The following is a 23380-nucleotide window of genomic DNA, read 5'->3' on the forward strand; positions in this document are numbered from 1 at the left end:
TTCACCTCCAGCCACTAAAAGCGCACATACTCAGGTTCATCGTCCATAGAGACAAACTCAACATCTTTCTTCTGTTTAGGGCGTTGCTGCTCATGGTGAACTGAAGATTTATTTGCTGCTTCACGGCGATTATTTTCTGTTTTGAAGAAGGTCATTAGTTGCTGGAGCTGCTGTGCTTGGCTACTCATCTCTTCAGAGGTCGACGCAAGCTCTTCTGATGCGGAAGCACTTTGTTGCGTGATACTGTTGAGCTGTTCCATCGCTTGGTTAATTTGTGTTGCTCCGGTTGCTTGTTCCATTGAAGCTGCGTTGATCTCTTGTACTAAATCGGATGTTCTTTGAATAGAAGGCACCATTTCATCCAGCAGTTTTCCGGCTTGTTCCGCTAAACCAACGCTATTTTTAGCAACCTCACCAATTTCTTGAGAAGCAACCTGACTGCGCTCTGCCAATTTTCGGACTTCTGCAGCCACCACTGCAAAACCTTTACCATGCTCGCCAGCTCTAGCAGCTTCGATTGCGGCGTTGAGCGCAAGTAAGTTAGTTTGATAAGCGATATCATCAATAATACCAATTTTCTCAGCTATCGATTTCATCGCTAACACGGTTTTAGCTACCGCTTCTCCACCTTCTTTCGCTTCTTTAGCCGCTTTACCTGCCATGCTATCGGTCACTTTCGCATTTTCAGTGTTTTGCGCGATTGAGGCTGACATCTGCTCTACCGACGAGGTAGTCTGTTCAACACTGGCCGCTTGTTCACTCGCACCTTGACTTAAGTTCTGAGCGGTAGCTGAAACTTCTTCGGATGCAGAAGCCAATGCATTACTTGAGCTATTCACTTCACCTACGATGTCTGACAACTTGGCCACCATTTTTTGCATGGCTTCAAGCAAGCGACCCAATTCATCGCCTGACGTCGCTTCAATTTTACCTGTTAAATCACCCACAGCGAGTCGGTTAGCCAGCGACACTGCTTGCTCTAAAGGATTACAGATCCCGCGGATCAAGGTAACCGCAAATCCAATACCAAACAGTAGCCCCAATATAATTGATCCAATGGCTATCATTTGTAGGTTGTCATAAAGCTCAACCTCATGGTTATAAACATTCTGCGCTTCATTAGATTGCAGCTGAATTAATGCATTTACTGTTTTTTCAACGGGTGCATAGAGTGGGCGCACTTTATCAACCGCAAGGCGAGTCGCTTCATCAATGTCTAAACGTCGCAAAGCATCAATTGTTGGTTGCAGCGCTTGATCAACAAAGGCTTTGTTCTGTTCTTCAAACTGTTTGGCTAACTCAGCTTCCTCTTTAGTTAAGTTAGTTAATTTGTATTTGCTCCATTTTTCATCGATTACTTTGAGATGATTCTCGACGGTCTCGATTTGGGCACGAATAATATCCGCTTCTGGGTACAGTTGTGAGAAAGCCAGCGCTATACGATTGCTCAGAAGACGAGATTTAATGTCACCGATAGACAGTGCTGGTACGGTTCGGTCATAGTAGACCGTTTCTAGCCCATGCAGTGTTTTTTGCATGCCATAAAGCCCGAGTGATCCGACCACAATGAGTAACAAACTTAAGATGCCAACTAGCATACTTAGTTTGAATTTAACTGAAATATTTTTAAACATAGCCTATTCCTTTCTGACGATGTAATTGAGCCAAGTTAGTGCATTGCCAATAAGCGATGCTTCGACTCTTCCTTCATAATATGTTGCGATAAACTGGCGATATCTAAGATAAGAGCAATATCCCCGCTGCCCAAAATAGTCGAACCGCTGATTCCTTTAACCCGTGAAAAAATCGGCCCAAGTGGCTTAATTACGGTTTGTAATTCCCCCAACAAATTATCCACGATCAAACCAGCACTTTGCCCCGCACTACTGACCACCACCACATTTTGGCGTTTTGAGCGACGCGCAGTGAGGTTAAATTGCACTCTTAAATCAATTAAAGGCAGCACTTGTCCCCTGAGATTAATATAAGGTTTGCCTTGGCCATCTTTGAGCCACTGGTCATCAAGTTCGACGCATTCTTGAACGGCATCCAATGGCACAACGAAGGTTTCGCTACTCACTTCAATTAGGAAACCATCAATGATCGCGAGTGTGAGCGGCAATACAATGCGGATAGTTGTTCCTCGATTAAGTAGGCTGTGAATCTCTACTCGACCTCGCAAATCAGTAATATTTCGCTTCACTACGTCCATACCGACACCGCGCCCTGAAATATTGGAAACCTGCTGGGCCGTTGAAAAGCCGGGCTCAAAAATGAGCTGAAAAATCTCGTCATCGCTCACGAGTTGGTTTTCATCAAGTAGCCCTTTTTCAATCGCTTTGGCGCGCAATTTTTCGCTGTTGAGCCCTTTTCCGTCATCGATCACATCGATCACTATATTGCCTGAGTCATGGTAAGCATTGAGCGTGATGGTGCCGTGAGAAGGTTTACCATTTGCGACACGCTCTTCCTCTGTTTCAATGCCGTGGTCAATCGCATTGCGCACTAAATGCATTAAAGGATCGCCAATTTTTTCAATCACTGATTTATCTAATTCGGTATCCGCACCGGTAATCGTAAGATGAATACTTTTGTTTAGCTCCTTCGCCATATCACGAACAACGCGTTGAAAACGGGCAAATGTCGCACCGATAGCCACCATTCTAAGCTGTAGTGCCGCGTCTCTGACTTCTTCGAGAAGGCCATTGAGCCGTGCAACAGATTCAATCATTACATTTTCGCCAATTAGCTCCGCCTGTAATGCACTGCCGGCACCTGCGGTGACCAATTCCCCGACTAAATTAATTAAGGTATCTAACTTTTCAGCATCCACTCGCAAGCTTTTTTGCTCTTTGGTTAGCGCCTCTCGGGCTTTACTTTGTTTATCGACCGCCGCATTGAGTACGGGTGCTAATTGAGCATCAGCCTGAGTGATAATTTCGCCTATGGGTATCGCGTCCAAACTCGCTTCTCGCCGCTCACTTTGTTGCTGCAATGCACGCTTCAATTCAGTCTCAGTGAGCGCGCCACAACGAACTAATATTTCGCCAATTCTATAATTTTCATCGGGCATTGATTGAATGTGCTCAATGAAGTCACCCACTTTGGCACTGGGTGGAAAGATGCGAACGTCACCTTCTTCACGAATGAATTCAAACACGTCTTCGATTTGTTGTTTAGATGCCGGCGAATAGAAACGCAGTTCAAAACCCAAATAACAACATTCCGGATCAAAGTTGTGCCAATCAGGTAATTTTCGGTCGACCGCCTCGATATAAATAACCTCTCCCAGCGTAGTTAAATAAGAAAGAAAAGAGAGCGGATCCATACCATCTTGGAATGCATGAAGCGGGAAAGTTAAAGAGATATGCCAGCAGAAATTATCGAGTGCGGTGTGATCAGGTTCAGATTCCGTGGTTGGTGAATGACTTTCTGGTTCAGATTGACCTAAAAACTCAGACAATCGGGCCCCTAAGCGCTGTCCGGTAACGTCATCTTCTGATGACTCTTGCCCCGTTTGAGCATCATCAATCAAGTTCACCATGTGATCGCGGCACTCAAGCAACAAGGAAATATGCTTTTCATGCAACTTAAGTTGTTCTGAGCGCAATAAATCAAGCAAGCTTTCTACTTTATGAGTAAAACGAACGATCTCATTTAAGTTAAATATCCCTGCTGAGCCTTTTACAGTATGCGCTGCTCGGAAAATTGCGTTTAATCGCTCATTTAAGCCATCAAGATTCCCGCTATCCAGTTCAAGAAGGTCAGATTCCATCCCTTCAAGCAACTCCCTACTCTCATTAAAATAAGTTTGGAGCGCCGCAGCCATCATTTCGTCCATAGTATCTCCCTGGGGCTTCGTCAGTAGCTTGTCACTTTGTCTTATTGTGAACTCGAAAGAACGATAGGGTCATGAAACCATCCCACTAGCCCCAGTTTACCCAGCACATCCACCACGACTTCACTGTGATGAATCAGTTCACATCCCTGTTCTATTCTTGCTTTTTTAAATGCCATCAATACTTGTACGCAACTGCTGTCCAGAGCAGTGACTTGGGAAAGTTCAATGGCGATCTTCTCGCTATGAGACACAAAAGGGGTCAGCTGCTCAAACAAATTTCGAGCCTCATAAATCGTCAGTTCACCGTCAAGTTTTAACATTAATTGCTCATCGGTTTGGTGTGGAGTCAGCATAATCCCCCCTTAGGCTTGGATCAGTTTTGCTACGGCGGCAAGCATCTGTTCAGGTGCAAAGGGTTTTACAACCCAAGCTTTCGCACCCGCAGCACGACCCTGTTCTTTCTTCGATGCCTCAGATTCAGTTGTGAGCATAATCACCGGCGTAAATTTTGTGTCTGGCCTTTGCTTCAGCTCTTTAAGTAAGGTAATGCCATCCATATTCGGCATATTTACGTCGCTGATGACCAAATGAACACGATTCCCGGCCAATTTGGATAGTGCATCTTTACCATCATGAGCTTCGATCGTCTGATAGCCTGCTCCTTTTAAGGTCATACTCACAACCTGCCGAATTGAAGCCGAATCATCTACAACAAGTACCGTTTTGTTCATCACAGAGTTCCTCATTTATTCATTTACGGTTCTCAAAAGAAAGTAATGTCCGTGCTAGTCACCTTGCTTTTCACCTCAGTAACCTTGCCTTTGTGGCTTTCATGTTGTTCTATCATGGTGTAGTTCTTGGTCATTTTTTCCAGCCATTTTTGCGGGGATAATTCGCCTGCGATCGCATGATTGCTGTCTTGTTTGAGCAGCTCTAATGAGTCACTGAGTTCTTTGAGATTGGTGCTGATTTGCTCTAATATTTGGCTTACTCGGTCTTGAAATTGCAATTTCACAATCACACTACTGATTGTTTCCTTCACCGAAAATGCATCTTCTTTTAACCGCTCAGACTGTTGCTGTAAGGTTTGTGCCATATCTTGGAAGTGGTTAATGACATAATCGATACGCTGCTCGGTTTGTTCCATTTGTTCACTCTCAGCCGCAATAGCCATTTCAGCCGTCTTAAATGTAGTATTAATCGCATCACTGACAACGTTCACTTTCTCCGTCATGCTGCTAGCGATCTCCCTTGAACGCTGTGAAAGGTTACGCACTTCATCGGCCACCACTGCAAAACCTCGACCTGCCTCTCCTGCTCTGGCTGACTCAATGGCAGCATTAAGTGCTAATAAGTTGGTTTTTTCAGCAATGCCCACCACATCGGTTGCCATTTTTTTTAAATCGACTGTGTATTGATCAAGGCTGCGCATTTCATCAAGCATATGCTCTCTTGTCTTTTGGCTTTCTCTAAGCTCATAAACCGCTTTAGAAAGCATGGCTCGACAACGCTCAATTTCGCTCATTAAATTACGCTCATCTTTTAAGGTTGAACCTTGCGAGAAGGAGAGTGCTTGTGAAAGCTGCGTGACAAGATCACCAAATTGCTGGCTCAGTTGAGTAACAGAATCGGTAAGTTGCACATTAGCTAAATCAATATGACGAGACCACACTGGCAGAGATTGAGCAAAGAGAGGCTCTAAAGAATGATATCCATCCAGTTGGATCTCTTGTGTTTGAGAAAGGTGTTCAATCGTCTTTTTTTGTGCTTTGACTTGGGAAATGAAGGATTCGTAATTCCAAATTGCATAGCTAACACTAGCAAAAGTAACAAATAATAGAGCCCAAACACCAAAATGTGTTGGCTGTGGCATAAGAGCAACTATCGACAATAGCACTAAGGGCACGTAAACACGTACCAGCCTAATGAGGAGCATGATTTATTATCCTTTAGCCATAAAACACTGACGAAAGCTATGACGTTATGTAAGAAGTTGTTATGCAACGCCTAGAGCTCATAACTAAAGATAGGAAAGCTTGGAGGAATCTGCAATGTAGTCGGTAGATGTAATTTTACTTTTGTTGTGTTAGGTAATTTTAAACAGTCCACTCTTATCAGTCAGAGTAACGATTGACTTTCGTTAAGTTTGGCTCAGTAACGTCATTGGGCCCTCTCCTCTGTTCTCATAACATGACGTACTGATCGGATCACATGGGCTTTATTTTATTTAGCTATCTTTCCTAGAAATACATCACTAGAATCCATCACTTTTCTGATCCTCCGCACATCGGTTAATCACGAAAACACAACATCGAACGAATTTAATCACCTAAACTTAAGCATCACATACTGTAATGAAATCAAATTCATGAATAATACCAAGCGAAACAACAGCCAACTCACCGCACTGCTCTACCTCTTAGCTGCGCTGCTATTTGCCACCTATGGCGGACGAATCTGTCCGATGTTGTCCAGTTTAAGCGCATTAGAAATCACCACTCATGTCACGATTAGTGTATTTTGTGCATGGGTAATGCGTCGATATGTCTTTATTCACCATCATTGGGCAAAAACAGAGCAGTATGCAAAACTCGATAGTGTTTTGTTTTTTCTTGTCAGCATTCCACTATCCCTTTACTACAATCAGCACTATCAATTCACTCTCGATAGCAACGTAAAAGTCCTGTTTGGTTTAACACTGTTTGGTTTCTTTACCGGAAGCTTATTACAACTCATCGCTAAACGAGCTCAATATCGCCAGCACGCAGTACAATTGAATCGTCAACAACTCCAAGGTGAGCGACATTCGATTGTTAAGCAGATGATCGGGTTAATGATGCTGATGATCATCACTCTGACAGCCACACTCACGATGGTCGCGGTGAAAGATCTTTTTTGGCTTGAACATAACCCTGCCAGTTTAATCAATGGACATGGCAAGATAAGTATTATTAAAGAGTTTATTTATGTTTCTTTGGTTTTGGGCGGTTATGTGATCGCTATCCTCTGGCAGTGGGGAAAGCTGATGAAGCAAATATTGCACGCTCAAGAGCATTCGCTATGCCAAGTAACTCAAGGTGATATAGCACAACGCTTACCGATTTTTGAAAATAACGAGTTAGGCTCTGTGGCTTGGTTGACCAATCAAATGTTGGATAGCCTACAAAACTCACAGGATGAAGTAAAAACCACGCGTGATGTCGCCATCGTCAGCCTGGCCGCTTTAGCTGAATCTCGCGATAATGAAACTGGCGCTCATATTTTACGTACTCAAGAATATGTCAAAGTACTCGCGCAATATCTAAGCCAAAAACCGAAATATCAGCCTTTATTAACACCCACTTATATTGATTTACTCTACAAATCAGCCCCATTGCACGACGTCGGCAAAGTCGGTATCCCTGATGCCGTCCTACTGAAACCGGGCAAACTCACCGATGATGAGTTCATTATTATGAAGGGGCACCCTGAGATCGGCGCACAAGCGCTGTCGATTGCCGAGCAGCACCTTGGCACAAGTTCCTTTTTAGCAATCGCAAAAGAAATCGCCCTCACTCACCATGAAAAATGGGATGGTTCGGGCTATCCAAAACAACTCAAAGGGGAAGAGATTCCACTCTCAGGCCGTTTAATGGCACTGGCTGATGTATATGATGCGCTCATCTCAAAGCGCGTTTACAAACCCGCGTTTTCTCATGATGAAGCAAAAACCATCATTCTACAGGGCGAAGCGACACATTTTGACCCACAAGTCGTAGAGGCTTTTTTGAGTGTTGAACAACAATTTGTCGCCATTGCCGCTCGCCATCAGGATAAACATTAATCTCTTATTACAGTAACTCCTCCGCTCAATAGCAAAATATCGTATTTGATGATGAATTTTGCCGTTGAGCTGACTACTTCTCAAAGTAAAACCTATTTAATCTCCCCGCCTGAAAACGGTGGATGATAGAGTTTTTTTAAAAAAATCGCCTTTTTACTTATGATTCTTAGCCAACACAAATTATTTTCAGTTTTTCTGTTTTGTGTGTTGTAACGGATATTTCATAAAGGTATAAATACCTTAATTTTATGTTTCTAAAATCCCTTCTAACACTTTACATGGATGATGATTATGTTTGAAAAAGTTGTCGCAGCTCCGGCTGACCCTATTCTTGGTTTAACCGAAGAGTTTAAAAAAGATCCTCGCACTGAAAAAATTAACCTCGGTGTTGGTATCTACAAAAATGAAGCAGGTGAAACACCTGTTCTTGCGACAGTAAAGAAAGCGGAAGCGGCGTTGCTTGAGTCTGAAAAGACCAAATCTTATCTCACCATTGAAGGTACTGCTGAATATGGGCTCGCGGTACAAAAACTCCTGTTTGGCGATGAATCTGAGATTGTGACGCAAAAGCTCGCAAAAACGGCGCAAGTGCCGGGTGGTACTGGTGCACTGCGTGTAGCTGGTGAATTTATTAAGCGTCAAATCGGCGACGTGAAAGTGTGGATCAGCAACCCAACATGGGCAAACCATCACGGTGTTTTTAATGCGGCTGGTTTAGAAACCACGCAGTATTCGTACTACAATGCCGAAACGAAAGATAAAGATTTCGCAGCGATGCTTACCGATCTTGAGCAAGCTCAAGCGGGTGATATTGTTCTTCTACACGGGTGCTGCCACAACCCAACTGGCATTGATCCAACCGATAAAGAGTGGGAAACGTTAGCAAAATTAGTCGCTGATAAAGGGCTTCTTCCTCTGTTTGACTTTGCTTATCAAGGTTTTGCGAAAGGTGTTGAAGAAGACGCACAAGGCCTACGTACTTTTGCGAAATACAATAAAGAGATCTTAGTGGCGAGCTCATTCTCTAAAAACTTCGGTTTGTACAATGAGCGCGTGGGTGCGTTTACCATCGTTGCTGGCTCAACAGATGTCGCTGAAACAACTTTCTCACAAATCAAAGCGATCATTCGTTCCATTTACTCAAACCCACCAGCGCACGGTGCTGCGGTCGTTACTTATATCCTCAACAACGCCGAACTGCGCGCAGAATGGGAAAACGAAGTGACAGAAATGCGTGAACGTATTCAAGAGATGCGTGAGCTGTTTGTTACCACCCTAAAAGCCGAAGGTGTGAAGGCTGATTTTAGCTTTATTGAACGTCAAAATGGCATGTTCTCTTTTTCTGGTTTGAACAAGGAACAAGTTGCTCGTCTGAAAGATGAATTAGCAATTTACATCGTCGGTTCCGGCCGTATCAGTGTGGCAGGCATGACGAAATCGAATATGGGCCCACTGTGCAAAGGTATTGCAGCGGTTCTATAATCGATAATGATAAGAAATAGACAACAATAGCCGCCACTTGTCGGCTATTTTTTTATCTTCAATTCACTGAAATGGCACTTGATTCACATCGAAGCGCGTACACTTTCCCCTCTTGCCTGCAAAGCACGTTCTTTTCATGTACTATAACTCTCTGAATCCTATGTCCAATGCCACCGATGTAACCGGATCCCTTTGACAAGTTACATCGTTTAGCTGGCTCACGACGTCAGAATCCCACAATATGAACTCCGAAACACAAGGAAGCCTCCATGGAAGCAGAATTAATTGAAATCAAGAACTTCCTTGCTCAGTATCCACCGTTCAATGAACTACCTGAAGAAACACTGATCGAAGTGACGCAGAGCGTAGAAATCTCCTATTTTCGACAAGGTACACCCATCATTCATTTTGGTGATCATATCCAAGACTTATATTTGATCCGAAGCGGCGTCGTCGAGGTATACCGTCGCAAAGGCGAATTATACAACCGCCTAACCGAAGGCGGTTTATTTGGTCAAATGGGGCTATTGACCAATAATCGTGTTCGTTTTCCGGTCACAGCGATTGAAGATACGCTGGTTTATTGTATTCCAGAGGCAAGGTTTCAGGATTTATATGACAACTATGATTCCTTTGCTGATTTCGTTGAAGTGCAAGATAACGCGCGCCTTCGCCAAGCCGTGCTGAGTAAAACAGAGCAGAATGATCTCACCACCTCGAAAGTGCGAACCTTACTCAGCCGAGAAGCCCCTTTCGTTTACAAAACAGAAACCATTCAACATGCGGCGATCAAGATGGCGGAAGAGAGTATCTCTTCACTGCTGGTGATTGACCCTGATATTTTGCAAGAGAGTGACGACGATAACAGCCCGGTAATCGGCATCCTGACTGACCGAGATCTCTGCACGCGTGTATTAGCCGTTGGCATCGATCCTAATCACCTCGTCACGGAAGTGATGACAACGGAGGTTATCTCATTAGATCATAATGCTTATGTCTATGAGGCCATGCTGAAAATGCTTCGGTACAATGTTCATCATCTTCCTATACTCAAAGAAAAAAAGCCGATCGGTATCATTGAAGCGACCGACATTGTTCGCTACGAATCACAAAACTCATTGCTGCTCGTAAGTCGCATCTTCCAGCAACAAAGCGTTGAAGAGTTAGCCACACTGTCGCACCAAGTCAAAGACAGTTTTGTTCGTTTAGTCAATGAAGATGCAAACTCACATATGATCGGCACGGCGATGTCAGTGATTGGCCGTAGCTTTAAACAAAGAATCATTGAACTTGCCGAAGAATTACTAGGCTCGCCGCCTATTCCATACTGCTTTTTAGCTTTGGGTTCTATGGGCCGTGATGAACAGTTAATTGTCACGGACCAAGATAACGCTTTAATTTTGGACGATAGCTATGAAGAAACACAGCATGGTGCTTATTTCGAAGCGTTCGCCAAATTTGTCTGCGACAGCTTAGATCAATGCGGTTACAGCTACTGTACGGGGGACATTATGGCCAGCAACCCGATGTGGCGTATGACTCGTAAAGAATGGGAAGCCTGCTTTGCCGATTGGATAGATAACCCTAACCCTAAGGCGCTATTGAATGCATCCATCTTTTTTGACTTATACGGAGTGTGTGGCAGAGCCAAATGGGCAGAACAACTGAATGGGTTTATTGTCCGTCGAGCACGCAAAAACAATCGGTTTCTTGCATGCCTTGCACGAAATGCACTGAACCGCACGCCACCATTGGGGTTTTTCAAAGACTTTGTGATGGAAAAAGATGGACGACACAATAACACCATCAATTTAAAACGTCGCGGCACTGCACCGTTAGCGGATTTAATCCGTGTGCATGCATTGGCTGTCGGTTCACGTTCTACCAACTCGTTTGAACGTTTAGATGACATCATTGAAGCCGGAATTCTACCCAAAGGACGGGCGCAAGATCTGCGTGACGCAATGGAGTTTATCGCGATGGTACGCATTCGCCACCAAGCGGCTGACGTTGAACAAGAAATAGAGCCAGATAACAATATCGAGCCAGAAAACCTATCTGATTTTGAAAGACGTAACTTAAAAGATGCGTTTCAAATCCTAAGCAATGCGCAAAATTTCTTGAAATTCCGTTATCAAGCCAGCAATAACTTTAAGTGAGAGTGATGATTAAACAATGGTTTCAAAAACCGAGCATCGATTGGGTAGCAAAATATGCCAATAAGCAGTCGTTGGTTAACCATCCGTTACTCAAAGATTTTTATTCAAGGCCGATTGCTAAGGGTTGCACGCCAATCGATGAAATAGAGTTTGTCGCTTTAGATTTGGAAACAACGGGTTTAAGTGCGCAGCATGATGACATTATCACCATTGGCTTGGTGCCTTTTACCTTAAACCGTATCTATCTCAACCGCTCTAAACATTGGATAGTTCGGCCACGCCAAGCGTTAAAAGAGGATTCGGTGGTTATCCATGGCATCACACACAACGATATTTTAGATGCGCCAGATTTGGCAGAAGTGCAGGAGTCGATACTGAAGGCCTTATCTGGAAAAATTGTTGTGGTTCACTACCGTCATATTGAACGTAGCTTTCTCAATCAAGCATTAAAAGTGCGATTGGGTGAAGGCATTGAGTTCCCTGTGATCGATACTTTGCAATTGGAAACGGAAATTCAACAACGGTTGCATGGAGGTTTATGGAACCAGTTAAAAGGGCAAAAACCACAATCAGTGCGTTTAGGGCAAGCGCGAGCGCGTTATGGGCTACCAGCGTACACTCCACACCACGCTTTAGTTGATGCTATTGCCACTGCGGAATTATTCCAAGCACAAATCGCTCATCATTTTGATCGGCAGCAAAGTGTCCGAACGTTGTGGCTATAACTTTTTGATTATCCTTTAAAGGGATTCTTTCAAGGTTTAGTACCGTGATCGACACGAGCAAAAAAAGAGGAACCCATGTTAGGTTCCTCTTTTTTAATCACATCTCGGCTTTTACGCTTAGAACTTACAGCTTAAAGCGACGAATTTCATTTTCTAACTGATGCGAAAGCTCAGAAAGTTGTGATGCTTGTGCTGCTGCTTCATGCGCTTCTTGTGCAAGATCGTTAGAAACATCGCGGATCCCTTCCGTGTTGCGAGTAATTTCCGACGTCACAGAAGCTTGCTCTTCAGCGGCCGAGGCAATTTGCGTCGCCATGTCACTGATGCGCTCAACTGAATTATGAATTTGCATCAAACTTGCTGCAGCGGCGTTCGCATCATCTACGCTGGTTCCAGCAAGCATACGGCTATCACCCATAATGCCAACCGCTTTACCCGTCGTTGATTGCAACGTTTCGATCATCTGCTGAATTTCTTTTGTCGAAGCATGTGTACGTTGACTAAGCACACGAACTTCATCGGCAACCACCGCAAAGCCACGACCTTGCTCACCAGCACGTGCAGCTTCAATCGCCGCATTCAATGCTAGCAGGTTAGTTTGCTCTGCTATGTTTTGAATAGTCGCCAGAATCGTATTGATGTGTTTACCGTGTGCTTCCAGCTCAAGGATAACATCAGTGGCCACTTGAACTTCTTGAGCCAGATTTTGAATCGAACCTTGTGTTTGTGAAACTTGATTCGAGCCATGTACGCAAGCCGTTACCGCCTCACCAGAGTTTTGAGCGGTATGATCTGCGTTACCGGCAATCTCTTGTGTAGCTGCGGCCATTTCATTGATGGCCGTAGCCACCATATTAATTTCATCTTGTTGTAAACGGATACGCGCACTACGCCCTTTGGCTTGAGCGGCCGTCTGTTTTGACTGTTCAGACAACGCAGCAGAAACAAAGCTGAGTTTAGAAACCATAGTGTGCATGTTACCGACAAAGATATTGAAGTTTTGTGCTAATTGCCCAACTTCATCATCACTTCTTGGTTCAAGACGTTGAGTTAAATCACCGTCTCCGGAAGCAATCTCCTCTAAGGCTTTGGATACTCGGCTAAGATCTCTAAACAAAAAGCTCACTAACCAAGAGACGATAACAATCACAGCGATAGTAATCACAAGTGCAGTCACAATTAGGTCAATGAGCAAGGATGTATGCGCTGCTTCTTCCGTTGCACGATCCATTTGGATAGCAAAAATCCAATCGGTTTGCGGTACTTTGGCGAAGTAAAATAGCTTATCAACACCTTGTAATGACGCATCTTCAACGGTACCTGAAGCCACTGCTTGCTCTATCATGTTCATCGTCAACGTCTTCGACAATGACGACACTGGTTTTAATAAGAAATTTTTATCTGGATGCGCTAAAAAGGTTCCATCTTGCGCATCAATCAACATCGCGTAGGCATTTTTGCCCGCATCTAAACTGATGACATCTTGGATCAACTGATCGATTAACACATCGGCACCAACGACGCCGACAAATTGCCCATTGCGACGCACAGGATCTGCAATTGTCACCAACAGTGCATTGGTGATCGCGTCTTTATAAGCGGTGGTGATAATTTGTTTATTCGCTGAAACGGCATCTTTATACCAAGGACGTTGGCGAGGATCATAGTCAGCACGGTTACGCTCAGGGTGTGAACGATACATCTCACCTTGCGGTGTACCAAAGAAAATATCATCAAAGCCACCCGCTTTGCGAGCTTGCTGTAAGAAAGGAACGACATCATCTTGAGCGGTGTAGTCATTAAAAGCGGTTGAGATCTCTTTACGGACCACAATCCAGTCCGAAATGCCTTTCGCAGCGGCAGCTGACAAGCTTTCTGCCCGCGAATATACGCCATTTCGAGTTTGTTCAAAGAGTTGATCAGCGGCTAGCCAAGTCAACGCGCTCGCCATAACGACGACGGCAGAAAGACTGGCACCGATTAGCTTTTGCTTTAAGGTTAATTTCATTGGTTTGCAGAATGTTAGATACAGGAACGGAGGCGAATATTAACCAGATTTAACACAAGATGCACGAAATATATGTCGAATTCTGACACAAGATAACCATTTGCTTTTCTTAGTATTTTAGCAAAACACTCTAATGACGATCGTCAAAAAAACATCAGAAAAGGCGACTTTCGTCGCCTTTTCAAATCAATGTCGAAATTAACGTTTCAAGAGCTCGGTTCGCATTCCCAACAGTAGGCTGACACACATCAGCAGCAGCACGATAGTAAATGGCAGCGCCGTTGATATGGCGGCGGCTTGCAACGCTTCAATAGCATTGGTGCCACCAATCCATAACAAGGCTACGGCGATAGCGCCTTCCATCAACGCCCAGAAAATACGCTGTAGGACAGGGGCATCCACTTTGCCTCCAGCAGTAATACTATCAATGACCAGTGACCCTGAATCTGATGAGGTGATAAAAAATACCAACACTAACACAACCGCAATCACTGAAAGTAACGTGCCATAAGGCAGTGCATCAAACATTTGGAACATCGCCAGTGGCACTTCGGTCAAACCATTCGCGCCTAATTGGCCAACATTGTTGATGACTTGATCAATCGCCAAACCACCAAATACAGACATCCAAATCAAGGTAACAGCAGTAGGTACTAATAATACGGCGGTGAGGAACTCACGGATAGTACGACCTTTTGATACTCGCGCAATGAACATTCCAACAAATGGTGACCATGAAATCCACCAAGCCCAATAGAACACTGTCCAACCTTGGAACCAAGCCTCATCAGTTCGACCGTGCGGGTTACTGAGTGGGATGATATTTTCAATATACGCCATTAATGTGGTTGGAATGGATGAAAAGGTTACGGTATAGCCAATCAGTGCAACCAAAATCAGCAGCAAGAACGCAACGATCATATTGATGTTACTGATGACTTTGACACCACCATCAATACCACGCACCACGGAGACCACTGCTAATAAAGTAACGACGGTAATCACGACAATTTGTAAGCCCATTCCGGCATCAATGCCAAATACATGATGAATACCACTAGCCGCTTGTTGAGCCCCCAGCCCTAATGACGTTGCTAAGCCAAACAATGTTGCTAATACAGCCAGAATATCAATGATATGCCCTGCCCAGCCCCAAGCGCGATCGCCAAGCAACGGGTAAAAAATAGAGCGAATAGAAAGCGGAAGCCCTTTGTTGTAAGTAAAGAACGCAAGGGAAAGCGCTACCACACCGTAAATGGCCCAAGGGTGTAGACCCCAATGGTACATGGTTGCACCTAATGCTAGTTTAGCCGCTTCGGGTGTGTTGGCTGCAACACCTAAGGGCGTCTCATACCAACCGGTAAAATACGCTACTGGTTCAGCGACACTCCAGAACATGAGACCAATACCCATCCCTGCGGCAAACAACATAGAGAGCCAAGAAATAAAAGAGTAGTCTGCTGTCGCCTCTTGGCCACCTAAACGTATTTTACCAAAGGGAGAAACTATCAAGCCTAAGCAAAACAGCACAAAAAGATTACCCGACCAAATAAACAGCCAGTCAAAAGTGCCAATAATTTTCCATTTAACGCCATCAAGCACGCTCTTCGCAACCTCAGGATCAACGACTAAAGCGGCGACTAAAAATAGCGCAATAAATCCGGCGCTAAAGCCAAACACTGGGTTATGAACATCAAACCCCCACTTTTGCACGTTATCTTGCCCGACAGTGTAGTCAGTACTGTCGATACTGTACTTATCAATACCTTTTGTCATTTTACCTCTCTAGAAATCTAGACATGATTTTTCAGTTGAGATTAATAACCATGAGAACGAAACAATTTTAAGACAAAAACCAAAAATAACTTCGTACTCATAGCAATTTATTTTTCAATATGCTGAATACCCTACCAACACCACAGAAAAAATCCACTAAAAAGCAACATAAAATGCCATAGAAGGCAAAAAATAAGCTTTAATGGTTAAACTTCAACCAATTTAGGGTGAAAATCGAAAACAAAAACATTCGAACACTAATCATTTTACATCTCAACTTATACACTCATCATCTTAGACCAAAACAAAAGAGGTCGAATGCTACTTTTCAAGTGAAAAGAACTGCGCTATGGTCCCCGCTTATTAATAACTTTCTTTTTGGGACAATGAGTTTGGAAAAACATGAAGAAGTTTTGATCTCAATTCGACAAATTATTCGCGCAATTGATCTGCACTCTAAAAAACTGAATAGAGACGCTGGGCTTACTGGTCCCCAGCTTATTCTAATGCGTTCAATTCAAACCCTTGGTGAGGTGACTATCCGCACATTGTCGGATCATACGAACATGAGCCAGGCCACTGCCACCACCATTTTGGATAGATTAGAGCGCAACGGATACGTACAGCGAATTCGCAGCAATACCGATAAACGAAAAGTGCACGCCCATTTAACGGACGAAGGTAAGAAGCTGCTAGAAAAGGCACCGCAACCATTGCAAGAAAGCTTTGTCGAACAATTTAGGCAGCTTCAAGAGTGGGAGCAAAGCCTGTTGCTCTCATCAGTACAACGTTTATCTTCTATGATGAATGCCGAAAACATCGATGTCGCACCGATGCTCGAAATTGGCTCTATTACCAAAGAAGAGTTGCTTTGATTGCATTTTAAAATTTGATCGTAAAAAAGCCTCGGGGCTACCGAGGCTAATTCATTCACAACGAACAGCAGATTAAATGGCTTTATAGATAACTTTGTTGCCTGCTAACTGCTCTTTCACTACCAGATTTTCTTCTACTAGTTTCTTGAGTGCGCCAGTGGCCCAAGCGGCAGCTTTCGCATCTTCTTGACCAGCACTTAAGCCGATCGATTTAGGATTCATACCTTCTGCGTGGTTAGCGACGATATCTAAAACCTGTTGCTGTTTTGGCGTTAACGCAACATCCACTTTTTTAGAGTTCGCCGCAGCTTTCTCCACAACTACTTTTGTTGCAGCGGTTTTTGCTACGGTCGATTGCGCTGTTACAGGCTTTGCTGATTGAGAGGCGATCAAGTTTGCAACAGTCGCTTTAATACGCTTTTGCAATTTTGCCTGCACCTTACGCTTATGAGCAAGTCTCATCGAATATTTCTCCATTTCACTGCGTTTCAAGCAGTGGTGAAAATTTGAAGCGCGTTTTATATCAAAAATCGTCCTCGATTTGTAGGGCATAGCACAGATTGAGGGGCAAAAACGCATTTTGATGCGGTAACTGACTACAATTTATACAGGTCGCAACAGCCAACAACGATGCTGTAGCTCGAAGGAGTTTCACTGTTTTATGCACACCCAACATTTGTCTAATACGCGCTTTTCTCTGCAATCACCTGTGGTTAAATGGATCAATACGACTTGTATCATCGCTTCAATTTGCATTGTCATATTCTCATCCAACATTATTCATGCGCTGCTGTTAGTAAGTGCACTGGCAGTGACTCTAATCACCTTCTATTTTTTGATTTTGAAAGGAAAAGTTAGCTACACCCTAACCGCTACCCATTTTCAGCAGCATCTCTTTAAAGGAGGTTGGGTTGTAAAATGGAACAATATCAGCCGCATTGGGGTATGCAGTTATGAATATCATGGTTGGCACCAACCTTTGCCTTGGATTGGGATCAAACTGAAGGATTATTCACCTTACCTTGAGAGTGTGTGTCCCAGAATCGCTAGTGAGATCTTGCTCAGCCAGCGCGCGCTGCTCTACTTAGGAGCAAAACAACAGCGCAAAGAGACTCAATTTGAAGATTTGGTACTCGACAGCGCACCTTACACTGCGCCAAACGGTAATTACTATCATGGTCTTATGGCAATGTTAGCCAATCGGATGCGCTATCAACGGCAATTTTTTGATTATGATATTTTTATCTCAGCGCACGATCTGGATCGTGACGCCGAGGCGTTTGTGGGGCTGATTCGGCGCTACCTCGCGGCGGCCGAACCAGACTAAGACATGGTTTAATGGGCGCAGAAGGAACACTCTGAGCCTAATCAAGATCAATACAGGGGCATTTCATCTGCGACATAAGGGTTATTGGCACGTTCACGGCCAAAAGTCGATTGCGGACCATGGCCGGGCACAAACGTCACATCGTTGCCAAGTGGCCATAGCTTAGTTTTGATCGAGTGAATAAGGGTATTGAAATCACCTTGCGGGAAATCCGTACGGCCGATACTACCGTTAAACAATACATCACCAACAAACGCCAATTTCGCTTGCTGGCTAAACAGCACCACGTGACCGGGCGTGTGGCCGGGCGTGTGCAATACTTGTAGAGTTTGAAGGCCAAACTTCACTTCATCACCCTCATTAAGCCATTGGGTAGGTTCAAAGGCTTCCGTCAGTGGAAAACCAAACATTTTGCTTTGACCTTCGAGGCCTTGTAGCCAGAAGTTGTCCGCTTTATGTGGTCCAATAATATCGACGCCGCCCAACTGCTGCGCCAGCGGTTCGGTTCCACCGACATGATCTAAATGGCCATGAGTAAGAACCAAACTGACCACTTTTACCCCGAGTTCATTGATCAACATCACGAGCTGTTTCACATCACCGCCAGGGTCAACCACGATCCCTTCCATGGTGTCATCACACCAAACGATAGAGCAGTTTTGAGAGAAGGAAGTGACGGGCACCACTTGATACTTTAACGACATACTGAAACCTTGTTCGAATTCGCAGTTGGCCGAACTATGACATTGACACTTTCATTTGACAAGTCACGAACAGCCTTATGACCAATGACGTACAGGCCCAGTATCAATGTGCACAAAATCACTGCTAGGATAATAACCAACACCGCCAGCGCCCAATTCGATCGCCGCTTCGCGTACTTGACTCAACTGAACACCATCTAACCGAAAATCAATTGCTTGGCCTAGCATATGGAAACTTTTCTTAGCAACCCCAGAGGAGTGAGTGCGCAACATCTCATTGGTGGCAGGAGATCGATAACCAGAGATGATTTGTACTTCCGCTTGAGTGCCAAGTAGAGATTGAATTTTCGATATTTGGTCAAATAGATTTTTGTCCATTGGATGGACTTCGTTGCGGCGGAAATCACGGCAAATATGGTTGAGCCGATCAAGCTCAGATCGAACATAACGAACACCGTTGAAATAACAGGTTTCAAGTGTTTCACCGGTATGTAAATTATTCATCGCGAGTATGCGAGAGGTTTCAGGGTACGATGCCAATACTATTTGGGGGGCACACGCCGCTACAACTACACCACTACCAGCCAATTTTATAAAGTGACGACGAGAAACTAACAAGGTTTGATACCTTCACAACTGAATTTATTTTCAACAAGCCCGGACACTACCGGACTCCATTGTGAAGATCAAATGCATAAATTGTGCTCGAAATGCTCAAGAGAGAGCCACAGCATCGTTACTCTTTGAACATAAAAGAGATCTTTATTAAGTCATTTTTTGGTAAATTGAGAGACGCATCCCTGCTTACTTAGGTGACCACTGTTTTAGCGGTATCCATTCACCCATTACTGGTACTGAATGCATCATAACGATAGATATCATCTCGGTAGTGCAGTTCCCCACCTTCATACCAAACGGTTTGATAGATAATGTGTACGGGGATGCGCTGCTTTAATGGGATCGTGCCATTCGCAGGCCCTTCTTTTCCCGTTAATTTATCACCATTAATACCTTGGGTTTCTAATATCATCGAAGCAAACTTATCGGCATTTTGTACTCGAATACAACCCGAACTAAAGGCTCGCGACGTATTATTGAATAGGTATTTACTCGGCGTATCATGTAGGTAAATCGCTCTACGATTGGGCGTATTAAATTTATACAGACCTAATGCATTATCTTGCCCCGCTTGCTGACGCATTCGGTAGGGAAAAGAGGCCGGATTCATCGCAGACCAGTTGATGTTGCTTGGGTCAATTTGATCGTTCGAGCGCCAGCTCGAAACAATATCAATATTGTGTTGACGCAAATAGTTTTGATCTTTTTTTACCATCGGCAGAATATCTTCAACCATGATTTTGTGTGGCACATTCCACGTCGGGTTTAGGATCAAAGAATCTAATTTGGTGCTCATGAGTGGCGTTTTGCGTGAAACTCGGCCCACCACCACTTTAGACTGAAAGACTTCTTTACCTAAATACCAGTAGCGCATATCAAAACTGGGAACGTTGACTACGATCTGTGTCTCTTTTGATTCTGGCCACAAGCGAGTTCGCTCTGCATTTAATGCCAACATAGACAGGCGTGCCTGCAAAGACAAATTTAACCACTTTAAGGTCTCGGGGCCAATCATGCCGTCAGCTTTTAAACCGTGCATCGCTTGAAACTCTTTCACAGGTTTGACCAAGCTGTTGTCATACCAAGTTACGTCGTCACGCACTGTGCTAACATCGATATTAACTAATGATAAGCGGGCAATAAGCACACTACGTTGTGAGAGCTTATCGCCAGGTTTTTTTAACCCTTTTTGGGTGTACAACGAGAGCGCTGCATTTTCAGTACTGAGCAGAAAATCATAGGCATGTAGCAGTTGATCATAAGCCGCGTTGTTGGGCGCATAGCCATTGAGCAGATCGCCGATACTGTTAACTTCCACCGCAACATGAAGGGCGAACAAGGCTTCTTGGCTTGGTGGAGCAATAGCAGAGTTGAGCTTACTTTCAAAGAACCAAGCCATACCGACTTTGGGAGCTTGCTCGGCATAACTCAAATACAAAAGTAAAGTATCGGTCGCCAGCAGATCGTATTCGTTGAACGCTTGCTGACTCCGGTACGCTTTCATTTGCGCTAACTGGCGTGAAAATAAAGGGCTAAACCCCGCTCGGCGAATCACTTCCAATTGATGTTCAAATTGACGAACAATCTGCTCATCTTGCCAAATGCGCCGATTCTCATTCTCTTGGTAAATTCGTTCGACTAAATGCGGATATTGGATAAAAGATTGCAACGAGGCATTCTCTTGCGAGACAACCAAAGACTGTACCTTCTCGGCAGAGTAAAGAGAAAAGCTACTAAAAATCAATAATAAAGCAAATAGGATGCTTTTACTCATTCCGATCTATCCAACAACGCTGATTCACGTTTCAGTATGGCAAAAGAAACGGCTATCTGCTAAACGTTGTTGTCGATATCAACAATATATTCATAAACTCTCATGCAATGAGAATTATCATTAAACAAATTTAGTTCGCTTACTCAGCTTTTTTGGCGAGAGTAATTAATGGCAGACCAGTGATTGTCCCATTGGACATTACTACGCGTGCGCATTTCAGGTTGAGGATAGGGTGAATTAACGACCAAGCCAGCTCCTGAACTGACTTGGAACTGCTGATCTTGCACTACCACGCCAGAAGCATCCGGCAAAGAGGCCAACTCAACCAGTTGCAGTGTCTCTTTTGACCAAATCCCGTAACAGTTACCTCGTGGAGAAGTCGCTAAAATCCATTGGTCGGTCGCCGCAATACTGGCAATGTAATGGTTGAATCTTGCCCATTGTTCAGGCTCTGCCAAGAGCGGAATGAGTTCGCCACCTTGGTCATGTAGCGCTACCAAAGGTGGATACTCTTCCGGCTGACCTCGGTATTGTTGGCCGCACAGCACAGTATCTGCACCATCATGAGCAAGATGGCGGATGCTCAAATGGTGGTCGTTCAATATCCGTTGCTCAAGCACTTCTCCTTGATGAGAAAGGTAGGTCAAGCTCGGCATCATGCTCTCTACGTTGAGTGGCTCTCGGCCGAAGGTATGCACCCCACCCACCCCAATCGCGAGTCGGCCATCTGGCATCACAATGACTTCGTGAGGGCCAATACCAAAACCACTGAACTCAGCCACTTTTTGGTAACTGTGCTGCACATCATACACACCAATAATGCCGCGACTTGTCGCTTTCTCGCCTTCAGTTGCATAAAGCCACGCACCATCATTTGAGTAAACGCCGTGCCCATAAAAATGTCGCGTGGGTTGCGCCAGTTGCAATTTGATGAGTTCTCCATTTTGATAGTTAAACACCATCAAAAACTCACCGGGACGACGGGCAAAAGCGACCGCATGCGTCAAGGTGGGATGAATAGCAACACCGTGTCCCCTTGCAGGCAAAGGTAATTGGTGAATCGCTTGACCTTGGGCGTCGGCTACAACGGCGCGAAACTGCGAGCCTTTATGAATAGCGCAACCAATCAAAGCGGGTTGTGGGCCACGGCGCGTAGTGGCGCACCCCAGTGGCAGCAGAGGCGCTGAAGTGCTCAATAACGCCGCTTTCAGCAGCGTACGTCTTGTTAGATCAGTCACCATCGGTTGCATTAAATCCTATCACTACGCCTAGCTCTACCGCGACTTCGTCATGCAGTAAATAATTGAGTTGTTGGAACTTGTTATAGAGCGCAAGCACCTCACGATAGCCTGCTTTCGTTTGCAATAAATCAAATAAGCTGGCTGTTTGCGGCCACGTTTCCAACATCGAGGATAAATGTGCTTTTACGCGCTCGGCCATAGCGACTTGATCTCTTTCCCGCAACATCTGATATAAACCGTTTTTTGCTAAATAGAGTGCTTGCATCGCTTGCACATTCTTTTGCAGGTTATTCAAAGAGACTTTGGCGCGCCACGATTCTGAAAAATAAGGGCGTGGCTGGCCGATATTGGCTAAGGGGCGACTCAGTTTTTTCATGCTGTAATCAAGCTGATTGGAGAGCAGCGCAATGTATTCGGCTTGCCAAGCGCTCAGATCCAGCATCAACCATGGATTCTGTTGCCATTGCTCAGCAATCAAATGAGATTTCGTCGCCAAATTCGCGCTGATCGCTTGTCCAATCATACAGCCAGTTTCTAATTGCTGGTTTTTCAGAAGCGGCGATTGAGCATCGTAGAGTAACCATTCCAATGCGCCAATCCCCTGCACTGTGACACTCTGGTTTGCAATCTGCTCCTCACTCCAGTGCTTGCCACTGCTCGCTAACAGGCTCATTTTTCGCCCGGTAGTGTCTTTTTTATCTGGCCAAAATTGTACGTTCCAACTTTGCTCGAGTGCTTTAGCTGGCCCTCTCTCTTGCCCTTGTAAAAACATCCACGCCCCAATAGTTTGCTGCCACTGTTCTTTCAGCAAGGGCAATGCAACATCGTCCGGCTGGCATTGCTGATCAAATAATTGAGCAAGCTGGTGCGATTGTTGAGCAAAACGCTGCGCCGCAGCAAATTCAACCTCATAAACACCTTGGCTAACATGATTGTTTTTTTGCGGCTCAAGCGCTGATTTCGGCGTGGGTTGGCAAGCCGAAAGTACGCTGGTAACCGCTATCGAAAATAATAGAGGAAATTTCAT

19 protein-coding genes are annotated in these 23380 nt (G+C 44.5%); 6 read left to right on the forward strand and 13 right to left on the reverse strand.

Features of this window, described 5'->3' with window-relative positions:
* Nucleotides 1–14 precede the first annotated feature (14 nt).
* The 5 genes from AACV32_RS14335 to AACV32_RS14355 are packed head-to-tail and all read right to left on the reverse strand — an operon-like array spanning nucleotide 15 to nucleotide 5777.
* Entirely contained in the window at nucleotides 15–1634 is a 1620-nt protein-coding gene (locus AACV32_RS14335; RefSeq protein ID WP_017050555.1) for a methyl-accepting chemotaxis protein, read from the reverse strand.
* A gap of 35 nt (nucleotides 1635–1669) precedes the next feature.
* Nucleotides 1670–3841, reverse strand: coding sequence for a chemotaxis protein CheA (locus AACV32_RS14340; protein WP_170895319.1), 2172 nt, complete (start codon nucleotides 3839–3841; stop codon nucleotides 1670–1672).
* Between the two features lie 41 nt (nucleotides 3842–3882).
* On the reverse strand, nucleotides 3883–4194 hold the full coding sequence (locus AACV32_RS14345) for an STAS domain-containing protein (protein WP_013856760.1): 312 nt from the start codon (nucleotides 4192–4194) through the stop codon (nucleotides 3883–3885).
* 9 nt (nucleotides 4195–4203) lie between these two features.
* Nucleotides 4204–4587 carry a response regulator gene (locus tag AACV32_RS14350; protein ID WP_013856759.1) on the reverse strand — a complete coding sequence of 128 codons (384 nt, stop codon included), beginning with the start codon at nucleotides 4585–4587 and terminating at the stop codon, nucleotides 4204–4206.
* Between the two features lie 17 nt (nucleotides 4588–4604).
* The gene (locus AACV32_RS14355; protein ID WP_170895320.1) at nucleotides 4605–5777 is read right to left on the reverse strand and encodes a methyl-accepting chemotaxis protein; all 1173 of its coding nucleotides are present in this window, start codon (nucleotides 5775–5777) and stop codon (nucleotides 4605–4607) included.
* Nucleotides 5778–6209: 432 nt separating this feature from the next.
* Here AACV32_RS14355 and AACV32_RS14360 point away from each other — a divergent pair, with 432 nt between their 5' ends.
* From AACV32_RS14360 to AACV32_RS14375, 4 genes are all read left to right on the forward strand, one after another.
* Nucleotides 6210–7664, forward strand: coding sequence for an HD-GYP domain-containing protein (locus AACV32_RS14360; RefSeq protein ID WP_170895321.1), 1455 nt, complete (start codon nucleotides 6210–6212; stop codon nucleotides 7662–7664).
* Between the two features lie 291 nt (nucleotides 7665–7955).
* Entirely contained in the window at nucleotides 7956–9146 is a 1191-nt protein-coding gene (locus AACV32_RS14365; RefSeq protein ID WP_170895322.1) for an amino acid aminotransferase, read from the forward strand.
* Nucleotides 9147–9415: 269 nt separating this feature from the next.
* Entirely contained in the window at nucleotides 9416–11305 is a 1890-nt protein-coding gene (locus tag AACV32_RS14370) for a putative nucleotidyltransferase substrate binding domain-containing protein (protein WP_170895323.1), read from the forward strand.
* Between the two features lie 5 nt (nucleotides 11306–11310).
* The gene (locus AACV32_RS14375) at nucleotides 11311–12030 is read left to right on the forward strand and encodes a 3'-5' exonuclease (RefSeq protein WP_202599105.1); all 720 of its coding nucleotides are present in this window, start codon (nucleotides 11311–11313) and stop codon (nucleotides 12028–12030) included.
* 124 nt (nucleotides 12031–12154) lie between these two features.
* Here the strand turns inward: AACV32_RS14375 and AACV32_RS14380 are convergent, their stop codons facing one another.
* The gene (locus AACV32_RS14380; protein ID WP_170895324.1) at nucleotides 12155–14038 is read right to left on the reverse strand and encodes a methyl-accepting chemotaxis protein; all 1884 of its coding nucleotides are present in this window, start codon (nucleotides 14036–14038) and stop codon (nucleotides 12155–12157) included.
* 198 nt (nucleotides 14039–14236) lie between these two features.
* The gene (locus tag AACV32_RS14385) at nucleotides 14237–15814 is read right to left on the reverse strand and encodes a BCCT family transporter (protein ID WP_017044778.1); all 1578 of its coding nucleotides are present in this window, start codon (nucleotides 15812–15814) and stop codon (nucleotides 14237–14239) included.
* Between the two features lie 392 nt (nucleotides 15815–16206).
* On the opposite strand from AACV32_RS14385, the gene AACV32_RS14390 reads away from it, so the two are divergent.
* Complete coding sequence (locus AACV32_RS14390; RefSeq protein WP_170895325.1) at nucleotides 16207–16689, forward strand: MarR family winged helix-turn-helix transcriptional regulator; 483 nt, start codon at nucleotides 16207–16209, stop codon at nucleotides 16687–16689.
* Between the two features lie 72 nt (nucleotides 16690–16761).
* On the opposite strand, the gene AACV32_RS14395 is transcribed toward AACV32_RS14390, so the two are convergent.
* Nucleotides 16762–17151 (reverse strand): hypothetical protein, encoded by a 390-nt coding sequence (locus AACV32_RS14395; protein ID WP_026027541.1) that lies wholly within the window; start codon nucleotides 17149–17151, stop codon nucleotides 16762–16764.
* A 199-nt stretch (nucleotides 17152–17350) separates the two neighbouring features.
* Here AACV32_RS14395 and AACV32_RS14400 point away from each other — a divergent pair, with 199 nt between their 5' ends.
* Nucleotides 17351–18016, forward strand: coding sequence for a DUF2982 domain-containing protein (locus tag AACV32_RS14400; protein WP_170895326.1), 666 nt, complete (start codon nucleotides 17351–17353; stop codon nucleotides 18014–18016).
* Nucleotides 18017–18063: 47 nt separating this feature from the next.
* Here the strand turns inward: AACV32_RS14400 and AACV32_RS14405 are convergent, their stop codons facing one another.
* The 5 genes from AACV32_RS14405 to AACV32_RS14425 all read right to left on the reverse strand — a co-directional run bounded on the left by AACV32_RS14405 (nucleotide 18064) and on the right by AACV32_RS14425 (nucleotide 23380).
* Entirely contained in the window at nucleotides 18064–18720 is a 657-nt protein-coding gene (locus AACV32_RS14405; protein WP_019282382.1) for an MBL fold metallo-hydrolase, read from the reverse strand.
* Between the two features lie 75 nt (nucleotides 18721–18795).
* Nucleotides 18796–19338 (reverse strand): YcbK family protein, encoded by a 543-nt coding sequence (locus AACV32_RS14410; protein ID WP_017044782.1) that lies wholly within the window; start codon nucleotides 19336–19338, stop codon nucleotides 18796–18798.
* 220 nt (nucleotides 19339–19558) lie between these two features.
* The gene (locus tag AACV32_RS14415; RefSeq protein WP_170895327.1) at nucleotides 19559–21112 is read right to left on the reverse strand and encodes a L,D-transpeptidase family protein; all 1554 of its coding nucleotides are present in this window, start codon (nucleotides 21110–21112) and stop codon (nucleotides 19559–19561) included.
* Between the two features lie 143 nt (nucleotides 21113–21255).
* Nucleotides 21256–22353: a DUF1513 domain-containing protein gene (locus AACV32_RS14420; RefSeq protein WP_170895328.1), complete on the reverse strand. Its 1098-nt coding sequence runs from the start codon at nucleotides 22351–22353 to the stop codon at nucleotides 21256–21258.
* Nucleotides 22343–23380, reverse strand: coding sequence for an imelysin family protein (locus AACV32_RS14425; protein WP_170895329.1), 1038 nt, complete (start codon nucleotides 23378–23380; stop codon nucleotides 22343–22345). The genes AACV32_RS14420 and AACV32_RS14425 overlap by 11 nt, the downstream gene beginning before the upstream one ends.

Source organism: Vibrio sp. B7, from assembly GCF_963888765.1.
Taxonomy (GTDB): Bacteria; Pseudomonadota; Gammaproteobacteria; order Enterobacterales; family Vibrionaceae; genus Vibrio; species Vibrio anguillarum.